Genomic DNA, 21,479 nt, shown 5'->3' on the forward strand with positions numbered 1-21,479 from the left:
TCGTCCAGACATTAAGATAATCCCAATTTGTGTCGATAGGGTTCACATGAAAACACTAGCAACCACACTGATACTACTGTGCCTTTCACTTACTGCTAACGCCGCTAAGGTTTTGAAAGTTTCGGGCGGAAAAGCCCTGATTGACCTTGAAGGCGATACAGCCCTGGTGGGTGATCAGTATTTTTCAATTGATAGTTCCGGCAAAAAACGCGGCTTGATTCAAGTTTCCAAAGTCCAAGGTGGACGTGCAATCGCCACAGTTTCGAAAGGCTCTGCAGCGGCTGGACAATCACTACAAAGATACCAAGGCCGTATGAGTGCAGACCCTGGCCAAGTTAACAACGCTCGCGCCACTTCCGGCGGTAAAGGTGCCTGGGGTATTATGGGTGGTATGGCAAACAGCTCGATGGACGTAAAGTCATCCAGCTCCTCGATGACCATGACCGGTTCAAGCTTTAACGTAAATGGTTTTTACCAAACTTATCTGGACAAGAACATCAGCGTGAAAGCCCTGGTGGGTTATGAGTCACTGACGGTTTCAGGCAAAGCTCCCTCTGGGTTCTCGGGCGGTACTTGTATCGCGGGTTCAAATTGTACAGCTGAACTTGGTTATCTGGGCTTGAATGCATTGATCCGCTACTCATTATTCCGCACTTCCTCTCTGGAATTCACTGTGGGTGGTGGTCTAGGATTCCTATTTGCGATGCAAAAGTCCTCTAACGTATTGGACACCTCAAAAATTACAACGAACCAAACTATCGTGGGCTCTCTGGGAGTGGACTGGCACTTGGACAGACGAACTTTCGTGCCGATTCAGTTCGACTATGCGATGTTCCCGGATAACAACACGTCCTCTGCCACTCAGATGATCCTGCGCGCGGGATATGGCTGGAATTTCTAAGCCTCCTCTTTGAAGTTATTCGAAAGCCCTGCCTCTGCGGGGCTTTTTTCGTTTTTACCCTCTCGCTCAAGTTTTAGTCACTTCTTAGAGGCGAACTTACTTCAAGCACCAACCTATTCCATCTGAGTCGGTACTACCTTTGCAAAGCCCTGGGCAGAACTAATATTCCCAAAGGGGTCGCAAGTGCTTCGTAGATCATCGAAAATATTACTGCCACTGCTGATTGGAGCTTCTGGCCTCCAGGCACGCGCCATGGATACAGATCCCTATCTGATGCAGGAACACGTGATCAACAATGCCGTTCAGCTTCACGTAACTGCACGAGGCATGAATCTATTCGATACCAAGCTATCCAAAATTCTGGGAAATCTGGGTGTCAAACTGGATGAGGGTTACTTCCCGGCGTTGGCATACACTTTTGAAAAGCCCATCAATCCTGACGACTATGCTCAGGAAAATGGTGAAGCCGTCAAAATGTACAAGCAGGTTCGTGATCTTTTGACGAAATGGCTGGTTGGATTTTCACTGAAAGACCACCGCCCCACCATTGAGATCGGCGAATCCGGATTCGTTGCGAATTTTTCGCGATTCTCCTTGGTGACGGATCGTGCTTTGATGGAAAAACTGGGCAAGCGCGAAGGTGCCATCCTTGCGATTGAACTTGAAGTCAAACATCTGACAATCGGTACGAACTCTGTCAAAGTATGGGATGTGAATAACGAATTCTTAGGTAAAATTGGCGCAGAAGACGTCAGTCTTTCTGCCGGAGACGACAAGCACCCACTAAAAATTCGTCTGCCTTTTTACCTGCGCATGAACGCCTATGGGCATCTGGAATTTGAAGCCCTGGACGTGGAAAACAATCTCGACACCATCCCCGTTTCGCTTGAATATAAAAAACTTCTGGTGCCTACATTCGCAATTGAAATCAATGGTAAAAAGTTTTTGCTGAACAATGCTGAAATCGACAAAATGTTCATCGAACAAGCTCCGGCTATCCTGACTTCCGTTCGTGAAAATCTGGGCAATTTCGCACGCACTCAGCTGCCGACGATGCTCAATGAAAAAGCGAAACAGTTTTTGGCCGGGAATCTGGATCAGGTTCAGAACATGGTGCCTCCGGGTAAAGAACCTAACGACAACCGTCCCGACTTCAAATGGGGCCTGCGTCTGCAGAACATCGGTCTTAACGACTCTTTGAATGTATTTTTGGGAGCTTATGCGGAAGACCCGATCAACCCTCGCAGCACACCGCGCACAAAGGACAAGTCCCGTGGTGCGGTCACATGGGGCCTGGTGCCACAGCCAAACTATGACATTGGCTTAAGCTTGGATCGCGGTCTTATCAACCGCATCATGCAGCTTTCCTTTGAACGCCGTAATTTCGAAAAAATCGCGATGTCAGATGGTTCCACTTTGAGAATGATGGCCGCGCCGTTGATTGATTATGTAAAAGCGCCAGTAGCGATGCCGTTAAAGGGCAACGAAACCTTTGTTAAGTTGCGTGTTTCCGTCGAAAATAAGCCGGATTCCATTTTCCTAAAAGAAAAGATCGTTGTCGAATTCGATATCATTGCAAAATTACGTCAAATGGCGGATAAGAGCGGCATGCAGCTAGTGCTGTACTCCATTGATCCGGAAACTCTGGCAATGGATGACAAATACTTCTCGCTAGCTGGCAAACTCCTGAAAGGCAAAGTTCGCGAAGGAATCAAAGACAAGCTTCGCGAGCAATGCGCGGGCTGGAAGAACAAAGACGAAGCCATTCCTGGCGCGTTCCCACTTCCTCCGGAAATTTTAGGACTTAAATTAGATATTAATCGCGTCATCATGGATCCGAACGGACATTTGGTTATGTACCTGGATTATGCGAAAGCAGGAGCACTATAGTATGAAATCATTTAAACTTGCAGCCATCAATGCTTTGACTTTGATCATCGGCCTGGGCCTGATGAGCGGCTCCTTTTCTTCCAAATCTGCAAAAGCAGCGAAATTGGAAGCAGTGCCATCCATCGAAGTCACTCAATTGGGAAATTATAAAGGTCAGTACCTCACAGTTCTTTACGCTGTTGGATCTCGACCTTTCATCTCTACAGATGCTTCGCAATTGAATATTTCCCAGGTAAAAGAATCCCGCACAGTTTATATCACTGGCGACACTGTGACTTTGCCACAGGTGCAGGTTGAAAAAGAGGGCTTCCGCCCTTCTTACAACATCGTGGTGTTTGTGGTGTCTCCGCAACAGAATTACTCTTGGGTGAATGCGGATGGCACATCTCCGCAAGGTATGCCGAAAACGGCGAACCAGTTGCGCAATAAAATCAACGCCATCAACAAATCCGACGTCGACAGCTTCATCACTTCCAAAGGTGATAAAGCCGTACTTCCGGTTAAGTTAAACTAAGACCGACGTTGCCGCGAGAATTCCCGTTTCAAGGGCACCGTTCAAGGTGCCCGGGAATTTCAAACTCGTGTGCTCTCCGGCGAATAAGAATCGCCCTCCGTACTCGGCCTCTCCGGCGGCTCCCCGGAACTTCATATACTGACCTTTTTTATAGTAGGCCATGGAGCCCCCCGCCCAGGGACGTGTTTTCCAGTTCACCATTTGATGAACCTGAGCCTTTTCAGGCAGGTTTTTATAAAACAAATCCAGATCAAACAAGGCTTCACCTTCAGCCGCGGCCCCCGCCTGCAATCCGGATTTCCCTGCGCGAGAATAGCTCAGCAGTCCACGGGTGCCGGATTGCTCTCGGCTGCTGTCCCAAAACTTTTGAGTCAAAAAATCACCTGTGAAATTCCCAAGATTCGCGGGAACCGCCCCCTGCTTTTTCAACCAGAACGCAGAATCAAATCCCAAAACGCCTTTACTGTGAGTCGCATAACTCAAATTCGCCAGCGCCTCTTTTTTAGTATCCGAAAAACTCAATGACTGAATGTTGTGAACCTCACGCAGTTTCGTGAAAGGCAGTGTACAAATAATATGTCGGGTCTGATATTCCTGGCGTCCTTGAGGGGTCTGAAAATCCAATTTGAAAACACCTTCTTTTTCCGAGATCTCGACCAGGGCGTGATTCATTTTCACACTATTATCAGGAATAACCCCCGCCACGCGCGTGCCCATCAGTTGCATGAAGTTCGTCATCCCTACTTCAAGTCGGTAGGTATTTCTTCCGCTCAACAGACTGCTGCCCTCGGAATCCAGAGTGCTTAGAAAATGCAGCGCTGACTGCTCATCAGCGTCTACTCCAAAGCGTGACACCGCCTGACTTTCAATCAGTTCCAAAATGACCGGATCAACTTCGTTGGCCCAGGAATTCAAAAGATCCTTTAACGACAGACTGTCATAATAGGTAGCGCGATCGTACACCTGCGCATTTTGATATGTCAGAATCGCCTCGGAATTGCGGAACAAATCCGCTCGCACGCGACGCAGTGGTGCCGTCAGAGTTTTCAGTTTGGGAAGGATATCCTGAACCCGATAGTTTTTTTCGTCGAAACGGAAGTAATGCGCTTCAAAACCCTTGGTGGTCTTCAACTGCACGGTGTTAAGACTAAGCTCTTTTGCCAAGGCAAAGACCGTCCTGTGGGATTCTTCAAAAAACTCTGCTCCCAGTTCTGCGATGGGTCCTTTGCCTGGAAACACAGAAACTGACTGAACGCGACCGCCCAGACGTGAGGAGGCTTCAAATAGGCGGTAAGGGATTTTATTTTTCTTGAGTGTGTAGGCCGCGGCCAATCCAGCAGCTCCCGCTCCCAGAATCACCACTTCACCATCAAGATTTCGCTTGTCGCCGGTGAAAAGACGATCCAGACTTGTACAGCCTGCTAATGCCCCCGAAACAAACAAGCCACTTGAACTCAGCGCAGAAATTTTTAAAAACTCGCGGCGATTTAAAGAACTTTTTGCCATCAATCCCTCACCTGAATAGAATGGCAACACTTTGGAACAGAAGCAAATCAATCTCTCATCTTTAACTGATTCCTTCGAGAAATTGGCGGAAAATAACTGGGCTCTCTCTGCAGAGGTCTTTGCTCCCGAGTTCTGCAAACAGCTCGCCCACGAGTGTCATAAACTCTACTCCGAAGGTCAGCTTAACAAAGCTTCGATCGGACCTTCTGGAAACAAAATCACCGCAGCAGAAGTTCGTGGTGACTACACCTTGTGGTTGGATGCTTATGGTTCACCAATTCAGAAGCAGTTCCTAGACTGTCTGGAGACAATCCGCGAGGAGCTGAACCGGTTTTTCTTTTTGGGATTAAAACGTGTGGAAAGTCACTTTGCCTTTTACCCGCCACAAGCGGGATATGAAAAGCACATCGACAATCCACGGGGTGCGAGTCATCGTAAAATCACTTTCGTGCTGTATCTCAATGAGTCCTGGCAAAAAGAACATGGCGGCGAATTGAGTCTGTATAGTCCGGAAAGACCCGAAGAGCTTTTAGCTCGCGTGGAGCCCCGCTTGGGCCATTTGATATTTTTTCGCAGTGATCTTTTTCCGCACCAAGTGGAAAAAAGCCTCACTCCCCGCCTGAGTTTAACCGGGTGGTTTAGGGACGATGCATTATGAGATCTTTGTTTTCTGAAGTCGTATTCACCCGTCCCTATGCTCGCCTGATTATTCTGGCCTGCTCCTTGTTTGCTACTGTTTTTGGAATCTTGGCGCCATTCTTTCAAAAAGAATTCATCGATCAATTAACAGGGGTGGAAACCAAACTGCATCTGTTTCAGGTAAGCTCCCCTTTGTGGTTTATCCTTTCTGCTTTTTTGTGTGTATTGGCTTCTCAGGCATTCAATCAGCTGACCAACTATCTCAGCTCCAAAGAAGCCCTGCACATGCAAAGAGTTTTTGCGGAAAGACTTTACGCAAAAACTCTGAACCTGCGAGTGGATACCATGAGCCATCGCCCGGTTGGTGAAATCGTTTCTTTGTATGCCACTGACGTACCTGGGGCGACGGTCTTTCTGGATCAGACTTTGCCCGCCGGTGCCTCGACTTTGTTTCCTTTGATAATTTCACCGTTCGCCATTTCACTGCTGTTCGATGTTCCACTTTGGCCAACAGTAGTGGTTATGGTGGTTATCAGTTGCCTGAATACCTTTATGGCTTTTCGCCAGTCCCGTTTCTTTTTTAATTTCAAACAACTGGCAGCGGAACGTATTGGCCTGGTGAACGAATGGATTCAAAACATCCGCACCATTCGAATTCTGGGATGGATTCACCACTTTGAGGAAAATATTTTCGCCAAACGTGAAGTGGAAACCCGCAATCGTGTTTTGATGGTGACCAATGGTCAGATGATGAATGCGATCTCCTCGTCGATCACTTTTGTACTGAATGTTGTGACTCTGGGTTCGTTGGTTTTTTATTCGAAACACTCTTTAACCAGTGGTGAAATATTGGCGTTGTTATGGATCGTCGGAATCTTTTTGACCCGCCCCTTCCGCCAAATGCCGTGGTTTTTTACCTTTGCCTTTGATTCCTGGACATCCTTGAAACGTCTAGAGGAATTCTTCAACACGAAGAATAACCAGACAGCTGCAGTGGATGATAAGGTCACAGCGCAAACGGCCCTGGATGAAAAGTATGCCCTGCAGGTTCAAGGCCTGAATCTGCGCATCGGCAGTCGTCACATTCTTAAAGGCATTGATTTCAACATCAAGGATGGCGAGTTTGTCGCTGTCGTTGGCGAAGTCGGCTCTGGCAAATCAATGTTGCTGCTGTCCCTGCTTCGTGAAACCGGGGCCCGCTTTCAACAATATCGCATCGGAAATCAGGATGCCCTTCAACAGGACGGAAACCAGGTCCGCGAAAACTTCGCTTATGTCCCACAAGAGGGCTTTATCATGAGTGCCACACTTCGTGAGAACGTTGCCTTTGTCTATGACATCGATCCGGATCGTGACAACATGGTGGAAGAATCCTTAAAGCTTGCACAGTTTGAATTAAACACTGAGCGTGTGGAAAAAGGCCTGGGAACTGAAATCGGCGAACGTGGAGTAAATCTTTCCGGTGGCCAACGTCAACGGGTGAGCCTTGCCCGCGTTCACTATCACAATGCTCCGATACTGCTGTTGGATGACTGCCTAAGTGCCGTCGACGTGGACACTGAACACAAACTTTTTGAAACTTTGCTGATGGGTGCCTGGGCGGATCGCACTCGTATTTTGGTCACGCATCGCCTTTCCGCCCTGAATCGTGTGGATCGGATTTTATTCCTGGAAGATGGGCGCATTATAGATCAAGGAACCTTTGAGGAACTGCTGGCGCGAAATGAAAAATTCCGCGAATACACCACCACGGTTGCCAAAGAAGCCACCGCACAAAAAGAAAGCGAAGGTTCCCGTGGCTAACCAACAAACTGCAACCAAACCCAAATATCTTTCTGATGGTGAAGTCAAAAAAGAAGGTGGCTACAATAAGACGATCTATGAAACTTTGCGTTTTGCTTACGCACCGTTTTTGATTCGCATCGGATTGTGCCTGGCGTTTGGTATCATTGGGCGAGGTCTTTTGCTGGGCAATACCAACGTGATCGGTTACTGGGTAGACAGCCTGGTTGGCAAACAGTCTCCTTTATCGAGCCTCACCTCCCAGGAAATCATTGGAATTTTACTGGCGATGGCGCTTGCGGGTTTCGTTCTTACATTGATCTTCCGCGTAGGCTTTTCCCGTCTATCGGCCAAGGCGATTTCCAGTTTTTATGACGAAGTGACTTTACGCACCTCACGCCTGCCGATGAGTTTTTATGACAACACTCCGGCCGGTCGAATTATCACTCGCTTTTCCAGCGACTATGGCAACGTATTTCGCTTATTCGGCGGCCCCCTGGCCGAGTTTCTGTCCATCATTTTTGATCTGATCATGATGACCATTCTGATCACCATAGCAAATCCGGTGTTCCTGATTCTGGTGGCCTTCATCGCGATTTTGAATTTCTTTGTTTATAAATTAAACCAGGAAAAATTAAGGAAAGCCCGTCGTGAACTGTCGGCCAGCCGCTCGCCAAGTATTGCTCACTTTGCGGAAACCACTCAGGGTGCTTCGACCATTCGTTCTTTCCGTCGTCAGAAATCTTTCACTGAACGCTTTGAAAGTTTGGATAGATACTTCCTGGGACAAAAACTGGACACCACACGCCAGCTGATTAGCTTTTCATTTCAAATGAACAGCATGACCGCTGTGCTTCTTTTGATCACTGGTGTTGCTTCCTACTTCATGGTGGAAAAAGGCTGGGCCAGCATCGGCTCCGTCGGCGTGGCATTCACCTTCATCACACTTTCTGGAAATACTGTGCAAATGTTCTTTGAGTGGTTAACGCAATTCGAAGAGGCAATGATCGGCGTCGAGCGCCTGGATCACTATATGCGCATGGAAATCGAAAAAGGGAATTACCTGCCCTCTTCGGCAACATTCGCAACCGGCCATCCGGTTTACTCCCCGACTTTGGAAAAGTATCTAAGTCATCGTCGTCTGACTGAAAATAGCAGCGCCTCGGTGGAAGTGAAGGACTTGTCTTTCCGTTACCGCGATGACCTGCCTTGGGTTTTAAAAAATCTGAATTTTGAAGTCAAAGCGGGCGAGCGTCTGGGCATCGTGGGGCGTACCGGCTCTGGAAAATCCAGTTTGATTCAGGCTCTGTTTCACCTCTACCCGATTTCGAAGGGTCAGATTACAATCAATGGCAACGCTCCAAAAATAAATGAACAAGATCAGGGCGTAGACCTGAATCTGTACCGTCAATCGATGGCCTTTATTTCTCAGGAACCCATTCTATTCCAAGGCAGCCTTAGATTTAATCTGGATATCGAAGGTCACCACAAGGAAGAGGACCTGTTCGAGGTCCTGCGCAAAGTGGGACTTCTGGAATGGGTACAGGGTCAGGCCTTGGGTCTGGATATGAAAATCGAAGAACGCGGTAAGAATTTATCCTTGGGCGAACGCCAGCTTTTGTGCATGGCTCGTTGCCTATTGCAGCAGGCGCCTATTGTGATCATGGACGAAGCCACCAGTTCTGTGGATCCACAGTCTGAGGAAATCCTGATCCGGGCCACCGAGGAGTTATTTGCTGATCGTACACAGATCATCATCGCCCACCGTTTATCTACTCTGGCCAAGTGTGATAGGATTTTATGGTTACAGAGTGGGGAAATCGTTGAGTTGGGTCCGACACAGGAGATCCTGCCTCGCTTCAAAAAGACCGAACTTGTTTAAATAAATCTGCGCGCCCCCTCAATTAAAAGTTTGCCGCTTCCGATGTATTGGAGTACTCCTCAAGGCACGCGACAAACTAAGACTTCAGCTACAGTGAGGTGGGCATGGATAACAACCAAACCCTCGATGAAACACTAGACGAAAACTCCGTGATCAGTCTGACCGATCAATGGGCCTCTTTAACCCCGGATGAGCGTCGCGAAAAGTTCAAGGAGCTTCCTAGAACTGATGCTGAAGAGTTATTTTTAAATCTCCCGACCCATGACCAGGCCGAACTTATTGCTGAAGCGTCTCATCTTGAGAAACGCTCTTGGGTGCGTTTGCTGGCTCCCGATGACGTGGCCGATCTAATTCAAGAAATCGGTACCGACCATAAGGAAGATTTACTTTCCCTATTGGATCCACAGACCAAACGTGAAGTCATTGCCCTGCTGGCTTACGCAGAAGACGCGGCCGGGGGCTTGATGAGCACCCGTTTCGTGCGCCTGCGCGCCGAGATGAGCGTGGATGAAGCCATCAGCTATCTGCGCATCCAGGCCAAAACCCACGTTGAGTCCATTTACTATGCTTATGTTTTAGATTCTGATCAGAAACTTCAGGGTGTTATTTCCTTCCGCGAGATTTTCTCGGCGGCTGCGGGCACTCGTATTTCTGAAATCATGCAAACCGAAGTTCTGAAAGTTCCACCTGACATGGACCAAGAGGAAATCGGTCGTATTTTCTCGCAACATGATTTGATGGCCCTGCCCGTTGTGGATGAACAGGGGATCATGAAAGGTATCGTTACGTTCGATGACGTGGCGACGGCGATTCAGGAAGAGACCACTGAAGATATCCATAAACTGGGGGGCGTGGAATCCCTGGATGCTCCGTACATGAAGATCTCGATGTTCGAGATGATCAAGAAACGTGCGGGATGGTTGTTGGTCCTGTTCCTGGGCGAGATGTTCACGGCTACGGCGATGGGCTATTTCCAAACGGAAATTGAACGTGCCGTGGTATTAGCTTTGTTTATTCCATTGATTATCAGCTCCGGTGGTAACTCCGGCTCCCAGGCTTCGACCTTGATTATTCGTGCGATGGCCCTGGGCGAGGTGCGCCTGCGTGACTGGTGGCGTGTTCTGGGTCGTGAGCTTATGGCTGGCTTAGCACTGGGTGTTTGCTTAGGACTTGTGGGGCTATTCCGTATCATGATCTGGCCAACGCGTGAGGCCCTGTATGGCCCACACTATATGCTTGTAGCAGTCACAGTGATGCTCAGCCTGATTGGTATCGTACTGTGGGGAACCATCTCGGGCTCCATGCTACCTTTCCTGCTTAAGAAAATCGGCTTTGACCCGGCTTCTGCTTCTGCTCCGGCCGTTGCAACTTTGGTGGACGTGACGGGATTGATTATTTACTTCTCGGTAGCTTCATTTGTTCTTGCGGGTGTTTTGCTTTAATAATTCATGCAGCTAAAAATGAAAAAGGCGTCTTCTTGAGACGCCTTTTTTACTTTTAATAAATGAATCAAACTTAGCGAGTCGCATCCAGAGCCATTCTGCCCGCAAGATCTTGTTCTTCCTGCTGGTCCTTGGCTTTCTGCTGGTCGCTGGTACCAATTGTGGATTGTGCGGCTCCTTTTTTAATGTCGCCGCCTTTACTGGTAATATGCAGAGTGCCGTCAGTGCCAGCCATAAGTTCTTTGGTCACGTTAAATTCAATGCTTGCTGCAGGAAGCACATTTGAATCGGCATCCTGACCGATGGTGCGAATCAAATTCTTACCAATCAATGAAAGCTTGTTCGCGCCGATATCAACCATCCCCGCCGGAGCAGTACTGATAATACTTGCGCTGTTCAGGATCAATGTGTCTGCCTTGATTGCCAAAGCCATCGCCGTTGTTTTCAATTCGCCACAAACAAAAACGACTTTTGCACTTGTCAACGAACCCACTTGATCAGCTGTCGCCATAACTTCTTTTTTTGTCAGACCATTGATATAACTGGCATCGACTTGATCGTCAGTACAGCCAAAAACAACATAAGAGGTGTCGGACACCACTTCATTTAGAATAGTTTCTGATTTGGTAAGGTTCGACATTGGTTTGTGGTCGGGATCCAAATCTGTCAGCTTTCCATCAGCTGCCAAACCCGCGATATAAGTTATTTTAATCGCCGGATTCACACTCAGTTTGTCAGAGGGCTCATCATAATTAACTTTGCTTTCGTCGATTTTAACAATCGCACCTGTCACCATGATTTGACCTGGCTGACCGCCATCTTTTGTATTTACCGTCGCTTCACCTTTAGGAGTGTCATCGCCACGAAGACCCAGGGCTACACTACTAGCTTTATCATCCTTTACCGCACAGGCAGCAAGGCTCATCAAAACAGCTGTCGCCAATAATTTAGAAATCTTCATAAACTCTCTCCTTTAATAAGGCGGATTTTCCATCCACCCCCTACTAAGCAAGAAACAATCCAAGCGTTTCCCGGACTCAGATGGAACTGTTTTGATTTGAGAATTGCTTTGCGTCTGGGAATGTCACCGGGTGACATTCCAGGGCACTCACAGTAGGGTTTGAATATGCTTTCACAAAAACCACTTCCCTCAGCTTTAAACGGCCCCAAAGTCTCTCTGGAGAAACACTCTTCAGCGCTGGCGCCGGAGATGTTTAAAACCATTGATGCAAATCGAGAGCATCTAAAAAATATGCCCTGGATTCAATTCACCAATACGGTGGAAGATTCCAAAAAATGGATCGATGTCACATTTGCCGAGTGGGACAACCTGGCTTTGTTTGATTACGGAATTTATTTTGAAGGTAAGTACATCGGAAGTGCTGGCGTTCACAATATTCACTGGGAAAACAAGAACTGCGAGCTGGGATACTGGATTTCCAAGGAGTTTGAAGGCCGGGGCCTAATCAGCGAAGTGGTGAAAATGCTGGAAAGCGCCTGCTTCAAACAAGGCTTCCACCGTGTGGAAATTCGCTGTTTCAGTTTCAACGACGCCTCTGCCCGTGTCGCCCTTAAGAATGGTTATAAATTCGAAGGTGAACTTCGCGAGGACTCGTTGGTTAACGGTGAATACCAAAGCACCAAAGTATTTGGCAAACTTCGCGGCGAATGGATGAAATCCCAAGACTCACAATGAGGGCGTGCGCCCTCCATCGACCGGCAAATTTATTCCATTAATATAGGAAGCCGCAGGACTGACCAGAAAAGCAATGCCTTCCGCCGCCTCTGCGGGATCACCGATCCGACCGGCAGGGATTGTTTTAATCCATTGCTCTTCAACCTGATCAACTGTACTTCCACTTTTTTGCGCAGCAGATCCCATCAAGGACTCAATTCGCCCGGTACGAATATATCCTGGTAACATATTATTGACTGTGATCCCATAGGGGCCGAGCTCCCCCGCCAGAGTTTTTGACCAATTGGCCATCGCCCCGCGAATGGTGTTGGAAACTCCCAAACCTGGAATCGGATTTTTGACTGAAGTTGAAATAATATTGACGATACGACCGTACTTGGAAGCCTTCATTGACGGCACCACCGTTTGCACCAACAAATGCGCTGCCACTAGATGAGCCCTTAACGGCGCTTCAAACTCTTCGATGGAAGCTTCCAACAAAGGTCCCCCTTTAGGGCCCCCGGCATTGTTGACCAGAATGTGAATTTGCTCCTGCGCCAATGAAGGCAGGATTTTTTTTAAGCTTTCGGTGTCAGCTAAATCCACGGCAAAGTATTTGTGCGGCCCTTTGGATAAAGAGGCTATCAAACTTTTGAGGTTGTCTTCATTGCGAGCCAAGGCAATCACGCGGGCTCCGCGCTCTGCCAAAAGCTTGGCTGTGGCAAAACCAATACCTTGTGATGCCCCACACACGACTGCTGTTTTACCCTGAAGATCCCATGAACTCATACGTCCTCCCGCTTGAGTATTTCAGCAAGATTCAGTGAAGGGCGCAAAATAAAAAAGGGACTCTTTGTTCAAGAGCCCCTTTTAGTGGTTTTAATTTTTAGTTCGCAAACACTATGATTTCACAAGGTTCGCAGTCCACTGTTGGATCATAGCCAAAGTTCCCTGTTTCGCATTTGCGAATTGCACCCCGTAGGATTGGTTCGCTTCGCTCCACACGACTTGACCCTGCACCTCGATGATCTCGTTGCCATCCGGGCTTGCGATTCGCATGGTGACGATACCGCCTTTTTCCAGGGCCTGATCGGTGTTGAAAGACAAACCACCTTGAGAGATCGTGTTCATCGATCCAACCAGTTCGCGATCGCCAACCATCACTTTGATTTGCGATTGCATTTTGAAACGATCGTGGCGACGTTTGTTTCTTGGGTCATTTGCCATCGCACGTTGACGAAGGATGAACCAGAACGCCATTGGAATCATCATCAAACCCAAGACCACTCCGGCCGTCGGGTTTGCACCGCCCGCACCTGGGCCACTGTGAATAGCTGTCGTCACCAGTCCGCAACCTGTTGCTGCGCCCGCACCTTCAGCCGAAGCCGGGAAGCGGGATGCATCCAATGGTGGTTGCTCAGCCTGCTCGCCATGACTTGCCTGCACTTCCTGAATTAGCTGACCTGAATCCACGCGGGCACTGGAGGAAACATAGTTCGCCAATCCCGAAACGACGTCAGCAGTTTGAATAAGTTTTTGTTTGATTTGATAGCCCGTCAACTGAGGTTCTTCACGCAAAGCAAGGGCTGCGATACCGGCCACCAATGGAGCCGCCATTGAAGTTCCATCCATATATTTATATCCGCCACCAGGAATGGTACTTAGAATATCTTCTCCTGGAGAAGCAATGTGAACCTTACCCTTGCCGTAATTCGAAAAGCTAGATTTTTGATCATATGAGTTTACGGATGCGACTGAAATTACACTCGGCAAATCATAATTCGCCGGATACATCGGCACACTGTCATTGTTACTGTTATAGTTACCCGCTGCATTCACGATCAGAATGCCCTTATTATAGGCTGCCGCCAGGGAATCCAACAATGCTCTGGAGTAGTTTGCGCCCCCCCAAGAATTGTTGATCACTTGCGCCCCATTATCCACGGCGTAGTCGATCGCTTTAATTGCATATGCAGTCGTTCCTGAACCGTCGGCTTTCAAAGACTTCACCGGCATGATCAGGATTTTTGATTCAGGCAGTGGACGCTGGAAGATATTCAGTCCAGCACCGACCACGATTCCTGCAACGTGTGTCCCGTGGTTATTGTCATCCATCACGTTTGGAGAGTTATTAGTAAAATTCCAACCATTGATATCGTCGACATATCCGTTACCGTCATCATCATAACCCGGTACACCGTTGGCTTCCGCGACATTCACCCACGCGGCCCCCGAACCGCCAGTACCGTCAGCTTCATAAGGTCTGAAAACCGGGTGCGTGAAGTCCAAACCAGAATCCACAACCGCAACTATGACCTTACCCGTATTGCTTGCAAAGCTAACTGATTGCGACCATGCACTCGTCACCTGAGTATTGGCATCGATGAGGGAAGCCTGATAAAGATAACTCTGACTGTAGGAGCCGGAGCCCATTAGAATAGCGTTGGTATTAAATAGATGTTGCAAGGAAAAGCCTTGACTTGCGGTTTCACTGGCCAGCGTGCCGTTGGTGGACCATATATAGTTGGGTTCCACATATTCAACATCCGGGTCGTTTTTCAAATCGGCCACTTCTTCTGCTGCAGATGCCAAAGAACGAACTGAAACGTGATACATCCCGAGCTTGCTGTAGGCGCCTCTCATAGTGACTCTTTGCGCAAGTCGTGCACGAACACCCTGCTGGTTTACACCGGTAGAGCTATTGCGCACTTTAACGATATATTCCCCCGGAACAACGGTCGACATTTGTGCGAACGCGGTACCAGCGAATGTAAGAGTCAAAGCTATGAAACCTATTACAATGCGTTTCACGGTTTCTCCTTAGAAATTGAACAATATCTATTCGGTTGCTGGTCCAGGAATAATGAGCACAAAATAGTGACCTATTTTGAGACAAGCGTAAGACCTTGATGCTATTCAGCTAAGCTGATATTAATTTTTAACCGATACATTCAGAGACAAGGACACCATCCAGCTATGAAACATCTTCAGAAAATTTTCTTGCAAGGTCTTGTAACCTTCCTACCCATCGCACTGACGATCTACATCATCTATGCGGGTGTTTCGATTGTGGATAGCATCCTGGGCGATACCCTGCGCCAGTTCATGCCGGTCTATATCCCGGGCTTTGGCTTCCTGCTGACTATTCTGTTGATCTTCTTTTTGGGCTTCCTGCTTAACAATCTATTGGCAGCAGGTCTTTTCCATAAATTGGAACAAAAACTAACTCAGGTTCCTTTGATCAAGGCGGTTTACAGTCCCCTGCGCGATCTGATGAATATGTTCTCGAAGGGCGGCGGTCCCGGGGGCGGCATGCAAACCGTGGTGTTGGTTGATATCAACGACAACGGCATCCGCGCGATGGGCCTGGTGACCCGTGAGCATTTCACGGATATTCCGGCTATCAACGCGCAAGCCACAGATAAAGTCTCTGTTTACATTCCGATGAGTTATGGTTTGGGTGGATTCACTCTGCTGGTTCCCCGCAACCGCATCACTCCAATTGATATTCCGATTGAAAAAGCCATGAGCCTTGCCATCACTGGTTGGGTGAAGGCTGAAAAGCATGAGGGAGACAAGTAATGGCTGATGCTTCCTGCGCAACAACGGTCAGTAAAGCTTTAAAAATCAACAACGACCTGACTCGCTATGGTGCTTTTGCCGAAATCGGTGCAGGACAAGAAGTGGCCCGCCACTTCTTTCAAGCCGGTATGGCTTCTCAAACCATCGCGAAAACCATCTCTGCCTATGACATGATCGTCAGCGATGAAATCTATGGCAAAGAAGCCAATGGTCGCTATGTATGTGAACCCCGTCTGGAAAAGATGCTGGGGCATGAATACAATCTTTTGATCGAACGTCTTAGTGGCCCCCGTGGCGGTAAGACTTGTTTCTTCTCGTTTGCTTCAACTGTGGCAACCGCTTCAGTAGGCTCCAGCAAACAATCCCATGGCTGGATGGGTGTGCGCTTTCAAGCGACTCCCGGCGGTCCGTCGAATGAAATCATTCTGCATGTGCGCATGCTGGATCGCCATCGCCTGCAACAACAGGAATCCCTGGGCGTTCTGGGTGTTAATTTACTCTTTTGTGCTTTCTATGGTTTGGCAGATACAGACAACTTCGTTCCACAATTGGTGGAAAACCTTAAAGAGGGCCAGGTTGTCATCGACGTTATCAAGTTCAATGGATCGGCCGTTGCTCACTTTGACAACCGCTTGATGAATTTGGAACTGGTTCGCCGAGGTTTGGCGGAAGCAATCATGTTCTCCCCTAAAAATGAAATTTTGAATGTTTCCGACGCCGTTTATGGCAAATCATTGTTAATTCAACGAGGCACCTTCCGCCCCGTCACCAGCACTCACATCGACGTTATCCAAAAAGGCATGGCGCAAATGAAAGCTGACGTGAAAAACATGGAAGGCAAGGATCTGGAGATCCTGCCCGTCATGGAAATGACGATGCACAATCTGACAACAGACGGCCACGTGAACGAGTCTGACTTTTTGGCTCGCGTGGAAGTTCTGACCAGCCTGGGTTATCACGTGATGATTTCAAATTTCCGTTTGTTCTATACGTTGAAAAGATTCATCCGCCGCTACAATCAGAATCTGATGGCGTTGATCATGGGTGCGAGTCATCTGGAAAAACTGTTCGAAGAATCACATTATAAGAATTTAGAGGGCGGCTTGCTTGAGGGCCTGGGTAAACTGATGGAGCAAAAAACCAAAGTTTACGTTTATCCCCACAAGACTCCGGATCTTTGCCTGACGACGAAGAGCTTTTTTCCAAAAGCTCACTTGCGACACATCTATGCTTACTTCGTGGAAAGTAAGCAAATTGTCGATGTGTCGGGTTGTGATGAAACTGCAGACTACCTGCACTCCGGCGACGTGGTTAAGATGATTGAATCCGGGGATTCACGCTGGGAGCAGTTCGTTCCGCAGAAAGTGGTCTCTGCGATCAAATCGCAAAAACTGTTTGGTTTTAAGTAGAGCTCTTTAAAGAACACCAGGATTTATTTTACACATGAAAAGTGGGATTTATTTCTGGTGTTTTGAATCGGCGCGAAGTTTTCAGTGCGCCAGAGATGTCTTTAGTGCAGATTTGCACTGGCAAGATCTAGTGCAGATTTGCAAGACAAGATAAAAGCGTCGAATTTTCTTTTTCATTCAAGTTCAAAGTCATTTTAGCTTTGATAACTTCTAGTAGCTTAAGCATTTCCAATGCCTCCTTTCATTTGACCAATATACGGCATCCTTAGCCATAATCTCCAACGCATAATAAGAATCCGAATATGCACAAAACGCATACACAGACCTTTGGCGGATGTTTTCTCATTCAGTTGTCGATAGGTTCTCAATGGGCTTTCATAAACGATAATGACTTTCAAAATCTTGGATCTCTGCCGAAGAGCTTTTTAACCTATAAGTGTTGGAGGTACCCGTGAGCCTAGTGCAGCTGATCTCTGGAACCGAATGCAAGATCTCCGTCGTCTCGATGGAGACTTTAAATCTTATCAACGGATTGTTATCACCTTCCGTATCCCGCAAGGAAGTTTATCGCCTGTGCTGTAAGGCTGGTGTCTGTCCTGTCACCCTACTCCGCAAACTAAAGTGATTCCGTAATATCACTTCCCTTCAAGCAGGGTCACAATGGCCCTGTTTGAACTGGCATCCCTATTGCTTTAGGAGTTTTCACCTTCGGATATCGAAGGCACTTTTAAACCACTGGGGGTTCTTATGTTTTTACGACGTACTTTTGCTGTTCTTGTTACTTTGGCGACTTTGTTAACGGCAATGCCTTCAGTTGCGCAATCACGAAACATGCGTCCTCCAGAGCAGGATCTGCAGCGACGGGTTTATCAATTGGAATCGACTGTGTACCAACTTTCCCAACGCCTGGAGCGCCTTGAGTACGGGGCTCCTGAACAAAGCCGAGGCTGGGTTTGTATCATCAAAGATTCTACCTGGGGCAAAGTGTATCAGGGAAAAGCTGAAAGCCGCGTTGAAGCCTCTGCGCAAGCCACAAATGCCTGTATATCTGGTTCTGGATTCGCATCGAACTGCCGCGCTGAACCTACCTGCGAGCGCCTGTAGTTCTTAATATTCTCTATTCTTAGAAAGCTGTCCGACACTGCGTACAGCTCGTCCTTCAGATTCAATTTAAGGCCTGTAGAGCTGAAAAACCTATGGCCTGCTCCATGAAATAAGGGGTTCCTGCAAAGGAGCCCTTTATGTTTTTTAAGACCATTCAAAAAAACACTCTAACGGTCGACACATATTCATTCACGTTTCTTCATGAAATTTCTGAAGTTTTAGAAACAAATGATGGCTACTTGGTACTCTTGAAGTACTGGGTGAGAGCAAAGTCAGGATATAACTTGTGGGACAACGTCTACATGTTGAATAAAAAATTGGAGCTCACTTGGCAAATTAAGGGCACTAAATCCAGATGCTACGTCGGAATCTTTCACTACGACGGAGACTATCGTGCGGTAGATTTAGATGGAGTCAGTTCGGTGTTGGACATGACAGATGGAAAAGTCATACAAGAGGATTTCTTAAAATGAAAAAGAACAACACTTTTAGCATTGGCGATCGATCAATTACTTTTCTTCATAAAATAATGTCAGTTGATAAAGTAAAGGATGGCTATTTGGTTATTTTGAATTACTGGTGCGATGCAGATCTAAATTATAGCTTCGAGGACAACATTTATAAGCTGAACGACAACTTGGAAATACAATGGCAAATTCAGGGCTACAAACCCAGATGTTATGTTGGAATTTTTGTTGATGAGAAAAACTTTCGAGCTATAAGCTGCGATGGCATGAGCGTCGAGACAGATATGGCGACCGGAAAAACAATTTCGGAGAAATTCGTCAAATGACTCGAAACAACACTTTTGCCGTTGGCAACAGATCAATTACCTTTATCCATGAGATAAAGGAGACGATTGAAACCGAAAATGGTGCTCTCGTACTTTTGAAACATTGGGTATATGCGAAACAAGGATACAATCTTTGGAATAACGTCTACAAAATCAATCAGAATCTTGAAATTGAATGGCAAATTCAAGGCAGCAAACCAAGATGCTATGTCTCAATCATTCATAACAATGGAGAGTTCGAGGCAATAGATTGGGAAGGTGTTTGTGTGGTCGTCGACATGAACACAGGCAAAGTCATTCGTGAATACCTGGTTAAATAAATGGCTGACTCATTCATTAGAAATGATGGCGGAATGATGAAAATTAAAAACAATACGCTATTCTTAAACGGCCAATCTATTACTTTCATTCACAGAATCAGAACAGTCATGAAGACCCCGCAAGGCTATTTGGTTCTTTTAGATCATTGGAAAAATGGAAGTACAGGCCACTGCCTATACGACAATGTATTTATGGTTAGTGAGGATTTGGCCGTTTTGTGGCAAATAAAAGGTCGCAAGCCTAGAGCGTACGTCGATATATTTTTCTATGACAACGAATATCACGCAGTTGATGTTGAAGGTGCAAGTACAGTTCCCGATATGTCGAATGGAATTATGATTCGAGAGGATTTCGTCAAATAGCTCATTCTATTGCTCGATAAAAATAAAAAACCACGGCAGGCATGCCGTGGTTTTTTTAACGCACTCTTGCTACCAAAAGTGTGTCCGTACCTAAACGCGGGATTCTAGGAATTCGATGAGGCATTGGACGGCTTGGCCGGAGCCGCCGCTGCTGCCGATGGCGCCGCTCGCGCGGTCGGACCAGGCGTAGATATCCAAGTGCGCCCACTTTTTGCCGCCCACGAATTTTTGCAGGAACAAGGCTGCGGTGATGGCTCCACCGAAGCCGCCGCCGGAGTTTTTGCAATCAGCGAATGGCGAAGACAGGTCGCCCCAGTATTTGTCGAACAAAGGCATGCGCCAGTTTAGATCACCGGCACGTTGACCTGCTTTAGTCAGCTCATTTGCCAGATCATCGTCGTTCGAGAAAAGTCCTGCGATATCGGCACCCAAGCCGACTTTGATTGCGCCGGTCAAAGTTGCAACGTCGATCACGTACTCAGGATCGTCAGAACCTTTTTGTTTGCACGCAACATCCAACACGTCAGCCAAAACCAAACGGCCTTCTGCATCTGTATTGTCGATCTCAACTTTCATTCCATTGCGAGCCGTAACGATGTCACTTGGACGGAACGCATTTGCATCCACTGCGTTTTCAGCCAAAGCCAAATAGAAATCCAATGGGCCTGCATATTGGGATTCAGAAGCCCACAACGCCAATGCGATGACCGCTGCAGAACCACCCATGTCTTTTTTCATCAAACGCATTGCTGATGAAGGCTTGATATCCAAACCACCGGTATCGAAAGTGATACCTTTGCCCACAAAAGCAACCGGTTTTAAACCGGATTTCTTTGTCGGACGGTATTTCAAATGAACCATGCGAGGTCCATGCGCCGCCCCCTGCCCTACGGACAAGTGCAAACCCATTTTTTCAGAAATCAGTTTCTTTTCTTCCCAAACAGTCACTTTCAAGTTCTTGCCCCAGGAAATCTTCTTAGTCGCAAGGTCAGAGTACGATTTTGGATTTAGATCATTCGGTGGCAAGTTCACCAAGTGACGCGCCAAAGTGACCGCGCGAGCACGAACGGACGCTTCCTTGATCAGGGATTTATCAAAATCGTCTGAAGTTTTAAGCAAATTCACCTTTGGAAGATCCACCAGCTGTTTACCGTCAACAAACTGACGATAATTGTACGGTGCCATATCCAAACCGACCAAAGCGCCCAGCTCCTGAACTTTTTCAGTTCCCGAGAACTCAACACGCAATGCTTTTACCTGGTGAGCCTTGATATGAGGAACCAAAGAGCCGAACTGATCGCGGGCCCAAGTATAAGTCGCTTCGTCCAAAAGACCATCGTGACCTACAGAGTTTTTGCCACGGGGGCGAAGAATCCACACTGGCCCCTGAAGACCAATGAAATAGATGAACTCTTTGTCGTTCTTTTTTAGGGATTCCATCTGCCATGCCAAAGCATGCTCTTCGACCAAACCATTCAGTTTGTTGGCATCCTCAGAACCCAAGAAATAGACAAAGCCCGTCATTTCGTTCTTTGTTTTAGGTTCTTTACCAATTTCAAATGTTTCAATCCATGAACGGATTTGCAGTTTTGTGGAAGCTTTTGCGGCTGACGCCTTCTTTTTCGCCACGATTTCCTCACTTTTCCTTTGAGCTTAAGACTAAAATCCCTAGAATAT

Annotated in this window: 20 protein-coding genes; 15 read left to right on the forward strand and 5 right to left on the reverse strand. The window is 47.3% G+C overall.

What is annotated here, in order from left to right:
* Window positions 1–46 precede the first annotated feature (46 nt).
* From ACLVWU_RS12380 to ACLVWU_RS12390, 3 genes are all read left to right on the forward strand, one after another.
* Window positions 47–901 (forward strand): hypothetical protein, encoded by an 855-nt coding sequence (locus ACLVWU_RS12380; protein WP_413575049.1) that lies wholly within the window; start codon window positions 47–49, stop codon window positions 899–901.
* A gap of 183 nt (window positions 902–1,084) precedes the next feature.
* The gene (locus ACLVWU_RS12385; RefSeq protein ID WP_413575050.1) at window positions 1,085–2,791 is read left to right on the forward strand and encodes a hypothetical protein; all 1,707 of its coding nucleotides are present in this window, start codon (window positions 1,085–1,087) and stop codon (window positions 2,789–2,791) included.
* A 1-nt stretch (window position 2,792) separates the two neighbouring features.
* Window positions 2,793–3,305: a hypothetical protein gene (locus tag ACLVWU_RS12390; protein ID WP_413575051.1), complete on the forward strand. Its 513-nt coding sequence runs from the start codon at window positions 2,793–2,795 to the stop codon at window positions 3,303–3,305.
* Here ACLVWU_RS12390 and ACLVWU_RS12395 read toward each other — a convergent pair.
* Entirely contained in the window at window positions 3,297–4,811 is a 1,515-nt protein-coding gene (locus ACLVWU_RS12395; protein ID WP_413575052.1) for a flavin monoamine oxidase family protein, read from the reverse strand. The genes ACLVWU_RS12390 and ACLVWU_RS12395 overlap by 9 nt on opposite strands.
* Window positions 4,812–4,842: 31 nt before the next feature.
* On the opposite strand from ACLVWU_RS12395, the gene ACLVWU_RS12400 reads away from it, so the two are divergent.
* The 4 genes from ACLVWU_RS12400 (at window position 4,843) to mgtE (ending at window position 10,556) form a co-directional block, all read left to right on the forward strand.
* On the forward strand, window positions 4,843–5,469 hold the full coding sequence (locus ACLVWU_RS12400; RefSeq protein WP_413575053.1) for a 2OG-Fe(II) oxygenase: 627 nt from the start codon (window positions 4,843–4,845) through the stop codon (window positions 5,467–5,469).
* Entirely contained in the window at window positions 5,466–7,253 is a 1,788-nt protein-coding gene (locus ACLVWU_RS12405) for an ABC transporter ATP-binding protein (RefSeq protein ID WP_413575054.1), read from the forward strand. Before ACLVWU_RS12400 ends, ACLVWU_RS12405 begins: the two co-directional genes overlap by 4 nt.
* Window positions 7,246–9,114 (forward strand): ABC transporter ATP-binding protein, encoded by a 1,869-nt coding sequence (locus ACLVWU_RS12410; protein ID WP_413575056.1) that lies wholly within the window; start codon window positions 7,246–7,248, stop codon window positions 9,112–9,114. The genes ACLVWU_RS12405 and ACLVWU_RS12410 overlap by 8 nt, the downstream gene beginning before the upstream one ends.
* A 104-nt stretch (window positions 9,115–9,218) precedes the next feature.
* Window positions 9,219–10,556: a magnesium transporter gene (gene mgtE, locus ACLVWU_RS12415; RefSeq protein WP_413575057.1), complete on the forward strand. Its 1,338-nt coding sequence runs from the start codon at window positions 9,219–9,221 to the stop codon at window positions 10,554–10,556.
* Between the two features lie 73 nt (window positions 10,557–10,629).
* On the opposite strand, the gene ACLVWU_RS12420 is transcribed toward mgtE, so the two are convergent.
* Complete coding sequence (locus ACLVWU_RS12420; protein WP_413575058.1) at window positions 10,630–11,517, reverse strand: hypothetical protein; 888 nt, start codon at window positions 11,515–11,517, stop codon at window positions 10,630–10,632.
* A gap of 165 nt (window positions 11,518–11,682) precedes the next feature.
* On the opposite strand from ACLVWU_RS12420, the gene ACLVWU_RS12425 reads away from it, so the two are divergent.
* Window positions 11,683–12,252, forward strand: coding sequence for a GNAT family N-acetyltransferase (locus ACLVWU_RS12425; RefSeq protein WP_413575059.1), 570 nt, complete (start codon window positions 11,683–11,685; stop codon window positions 12,250–12,252).
* Here ACLVWU_RS12425 and ACLVWU_RS12430 read toward each other — a convergent pair.
* On the reverse strand, window positions 12,244–13,020 hold the full coding sequence (locus tag ACLVWU_RS12430; RefSeq protein WP_413575060.1) for an SDR family oxidoreductase: 777 nt from the start codon (window positions 13,018–13,020) through the stop codon (window positions 12,244–12,246). The two genes, ACLVWU_RS12425 and ACLVWU_RS12430, sit on opposite strands and share 9 nt — an antisense overlap.
* Before the next feature lie 111 nt (window positions 13,021–13,131).
* Window positions 13,132–15,042, reverse strand: coding sequence for a S8 family serine peptidase (locus ACLVWU_RS12435; RefSeq protein WP_413575062.1), 1,911 nt, complete (start codon window positions 15,040–15,042; stop codon window positions 13,132–13,134).
* Between the two features lie 165 nt (window positions 15,043–15,207).
* Here ACLVWU_RS12435 and ACLVWU_RS12440 point away from each other — a divergent pair, with 165 nt between their 5' ends.
* The 7 genes from ACLVWU_RS12440 to ACLVWU_RS12470 all read left to right on the forward strand — a co-directional run bounded on the left by ACLVWU_RS12440 (window position 15,208) and on the right by ACLVWU_RS12470 (window position 19,802).
* Window positions 15,208–15,813, forward strand: a complete 606-nt coding sequence (locus ACLVWU_RS12440) for a DUF502 domain-containing protein (protein WP_413575063.1) — start codon at window positions 15,208–15,210, stop codon at window positions 15,811–15,813.
* A complete protein-coding gene (locus ACLVWU_RS12445) occupies window positions 15,813–17,222 on the forward strand; it encodes a hypothetical protein (RefSeq protein WP_413575064.1) in 1,410 nt (469 codons plus the stop codon). The genes ACLVWU_RS12440 and ACLVWU_RS12445 overlap by 1 nt, the downstream gene beginning before the upstream one ends.
* A gap of 747 nt (window positions 17,223–17,969) precedes the next feature.
* Window positions 17,970–18,326, forward strand: a complete 357-nt coding sequence (locus ACLVWU_RS12450; protein WP_413575066.1) for a hypothetical protein — start codon at window positions 17,970–17,972, stop codon at window positions 18,324–18,326.
* A 137-nt stretch (window positions 18,327–18,463) separates the two neighbouring features.
* On the forward strand, window positions 18,464–18,799 hold the full coding sequence (locus ACLVWU_RS12455; RefSeq protein WP_413575067.1) for a hypothetical protein: 336 nt from the start codon (window positions 18,464–18,466) through the stop codon (window positions 18,797–18,799).
* Window positions 18,796–19,119: a hypothetical protein gene (locus tag ACLVWU_RS12460; RefSeq protein WP_413575068.1), complete on the forward strand. Its 324-nt coding sequence runs from the start codon at window positions 18,796–18,798 to the stop codon at window positions 19,117–19,119. The genes ACLVWU_RS12455 and ACLVWU_RS12460 overlap by 4 nt, the downstream gene beginning before the upstream one ends.
* Before the next feature lie 95 nt (window positions 19,120–19,214).
* A complete protein-coding gene (locus ACLVWU_RS12465; RefSeq protein WP_413575069.1) occupies window positions 19,215–19,439 on the forward strand; it encodes a hypothetical protein in 225 nt (74 codons plus the stop codon).
* Window positions 19,440–19,472: 33 nt separating this feature from the next.
* Window positions 19,473–19,802, forward strand: a complete 330-nt coding sequence (locus ACLVWU_RS12470; RefSeq protein WP_413575070.1) for a hypothetical protein — start codon at window positions 19,473–19,475, stop codon at window positions 19,800–19,802.
* Between the two features lie 90 nt (window positions 19,803–19,892).
* Here ACLVWU_RS12470 and ACLVWU_RS12475 read toward each other — a convergent pair whose 3' ends face one another.
* Entirely contained in the window at window positions 19,893–21,431 is a 1,539-nt protein-coding gene (locus tag ACLVWU_RS12475; RefSeq protein WP_413575071.1) for a M17 family metallopeptidase, read from the reverse strand.
* Window positions 21,432–21,479 lie beyond the last annotated feature (48 nt).

The sequence above is a fragment of the Bdellovibrio sp. HCB290 genome, assembly GCF_047305925.1.
Taxonomy (GTDB): Bacteria; Bdellovibrionota; Bdellovibrionia; order Bdellovibrionales; family Bdellovibrionaceae; genus Bdellovibrio.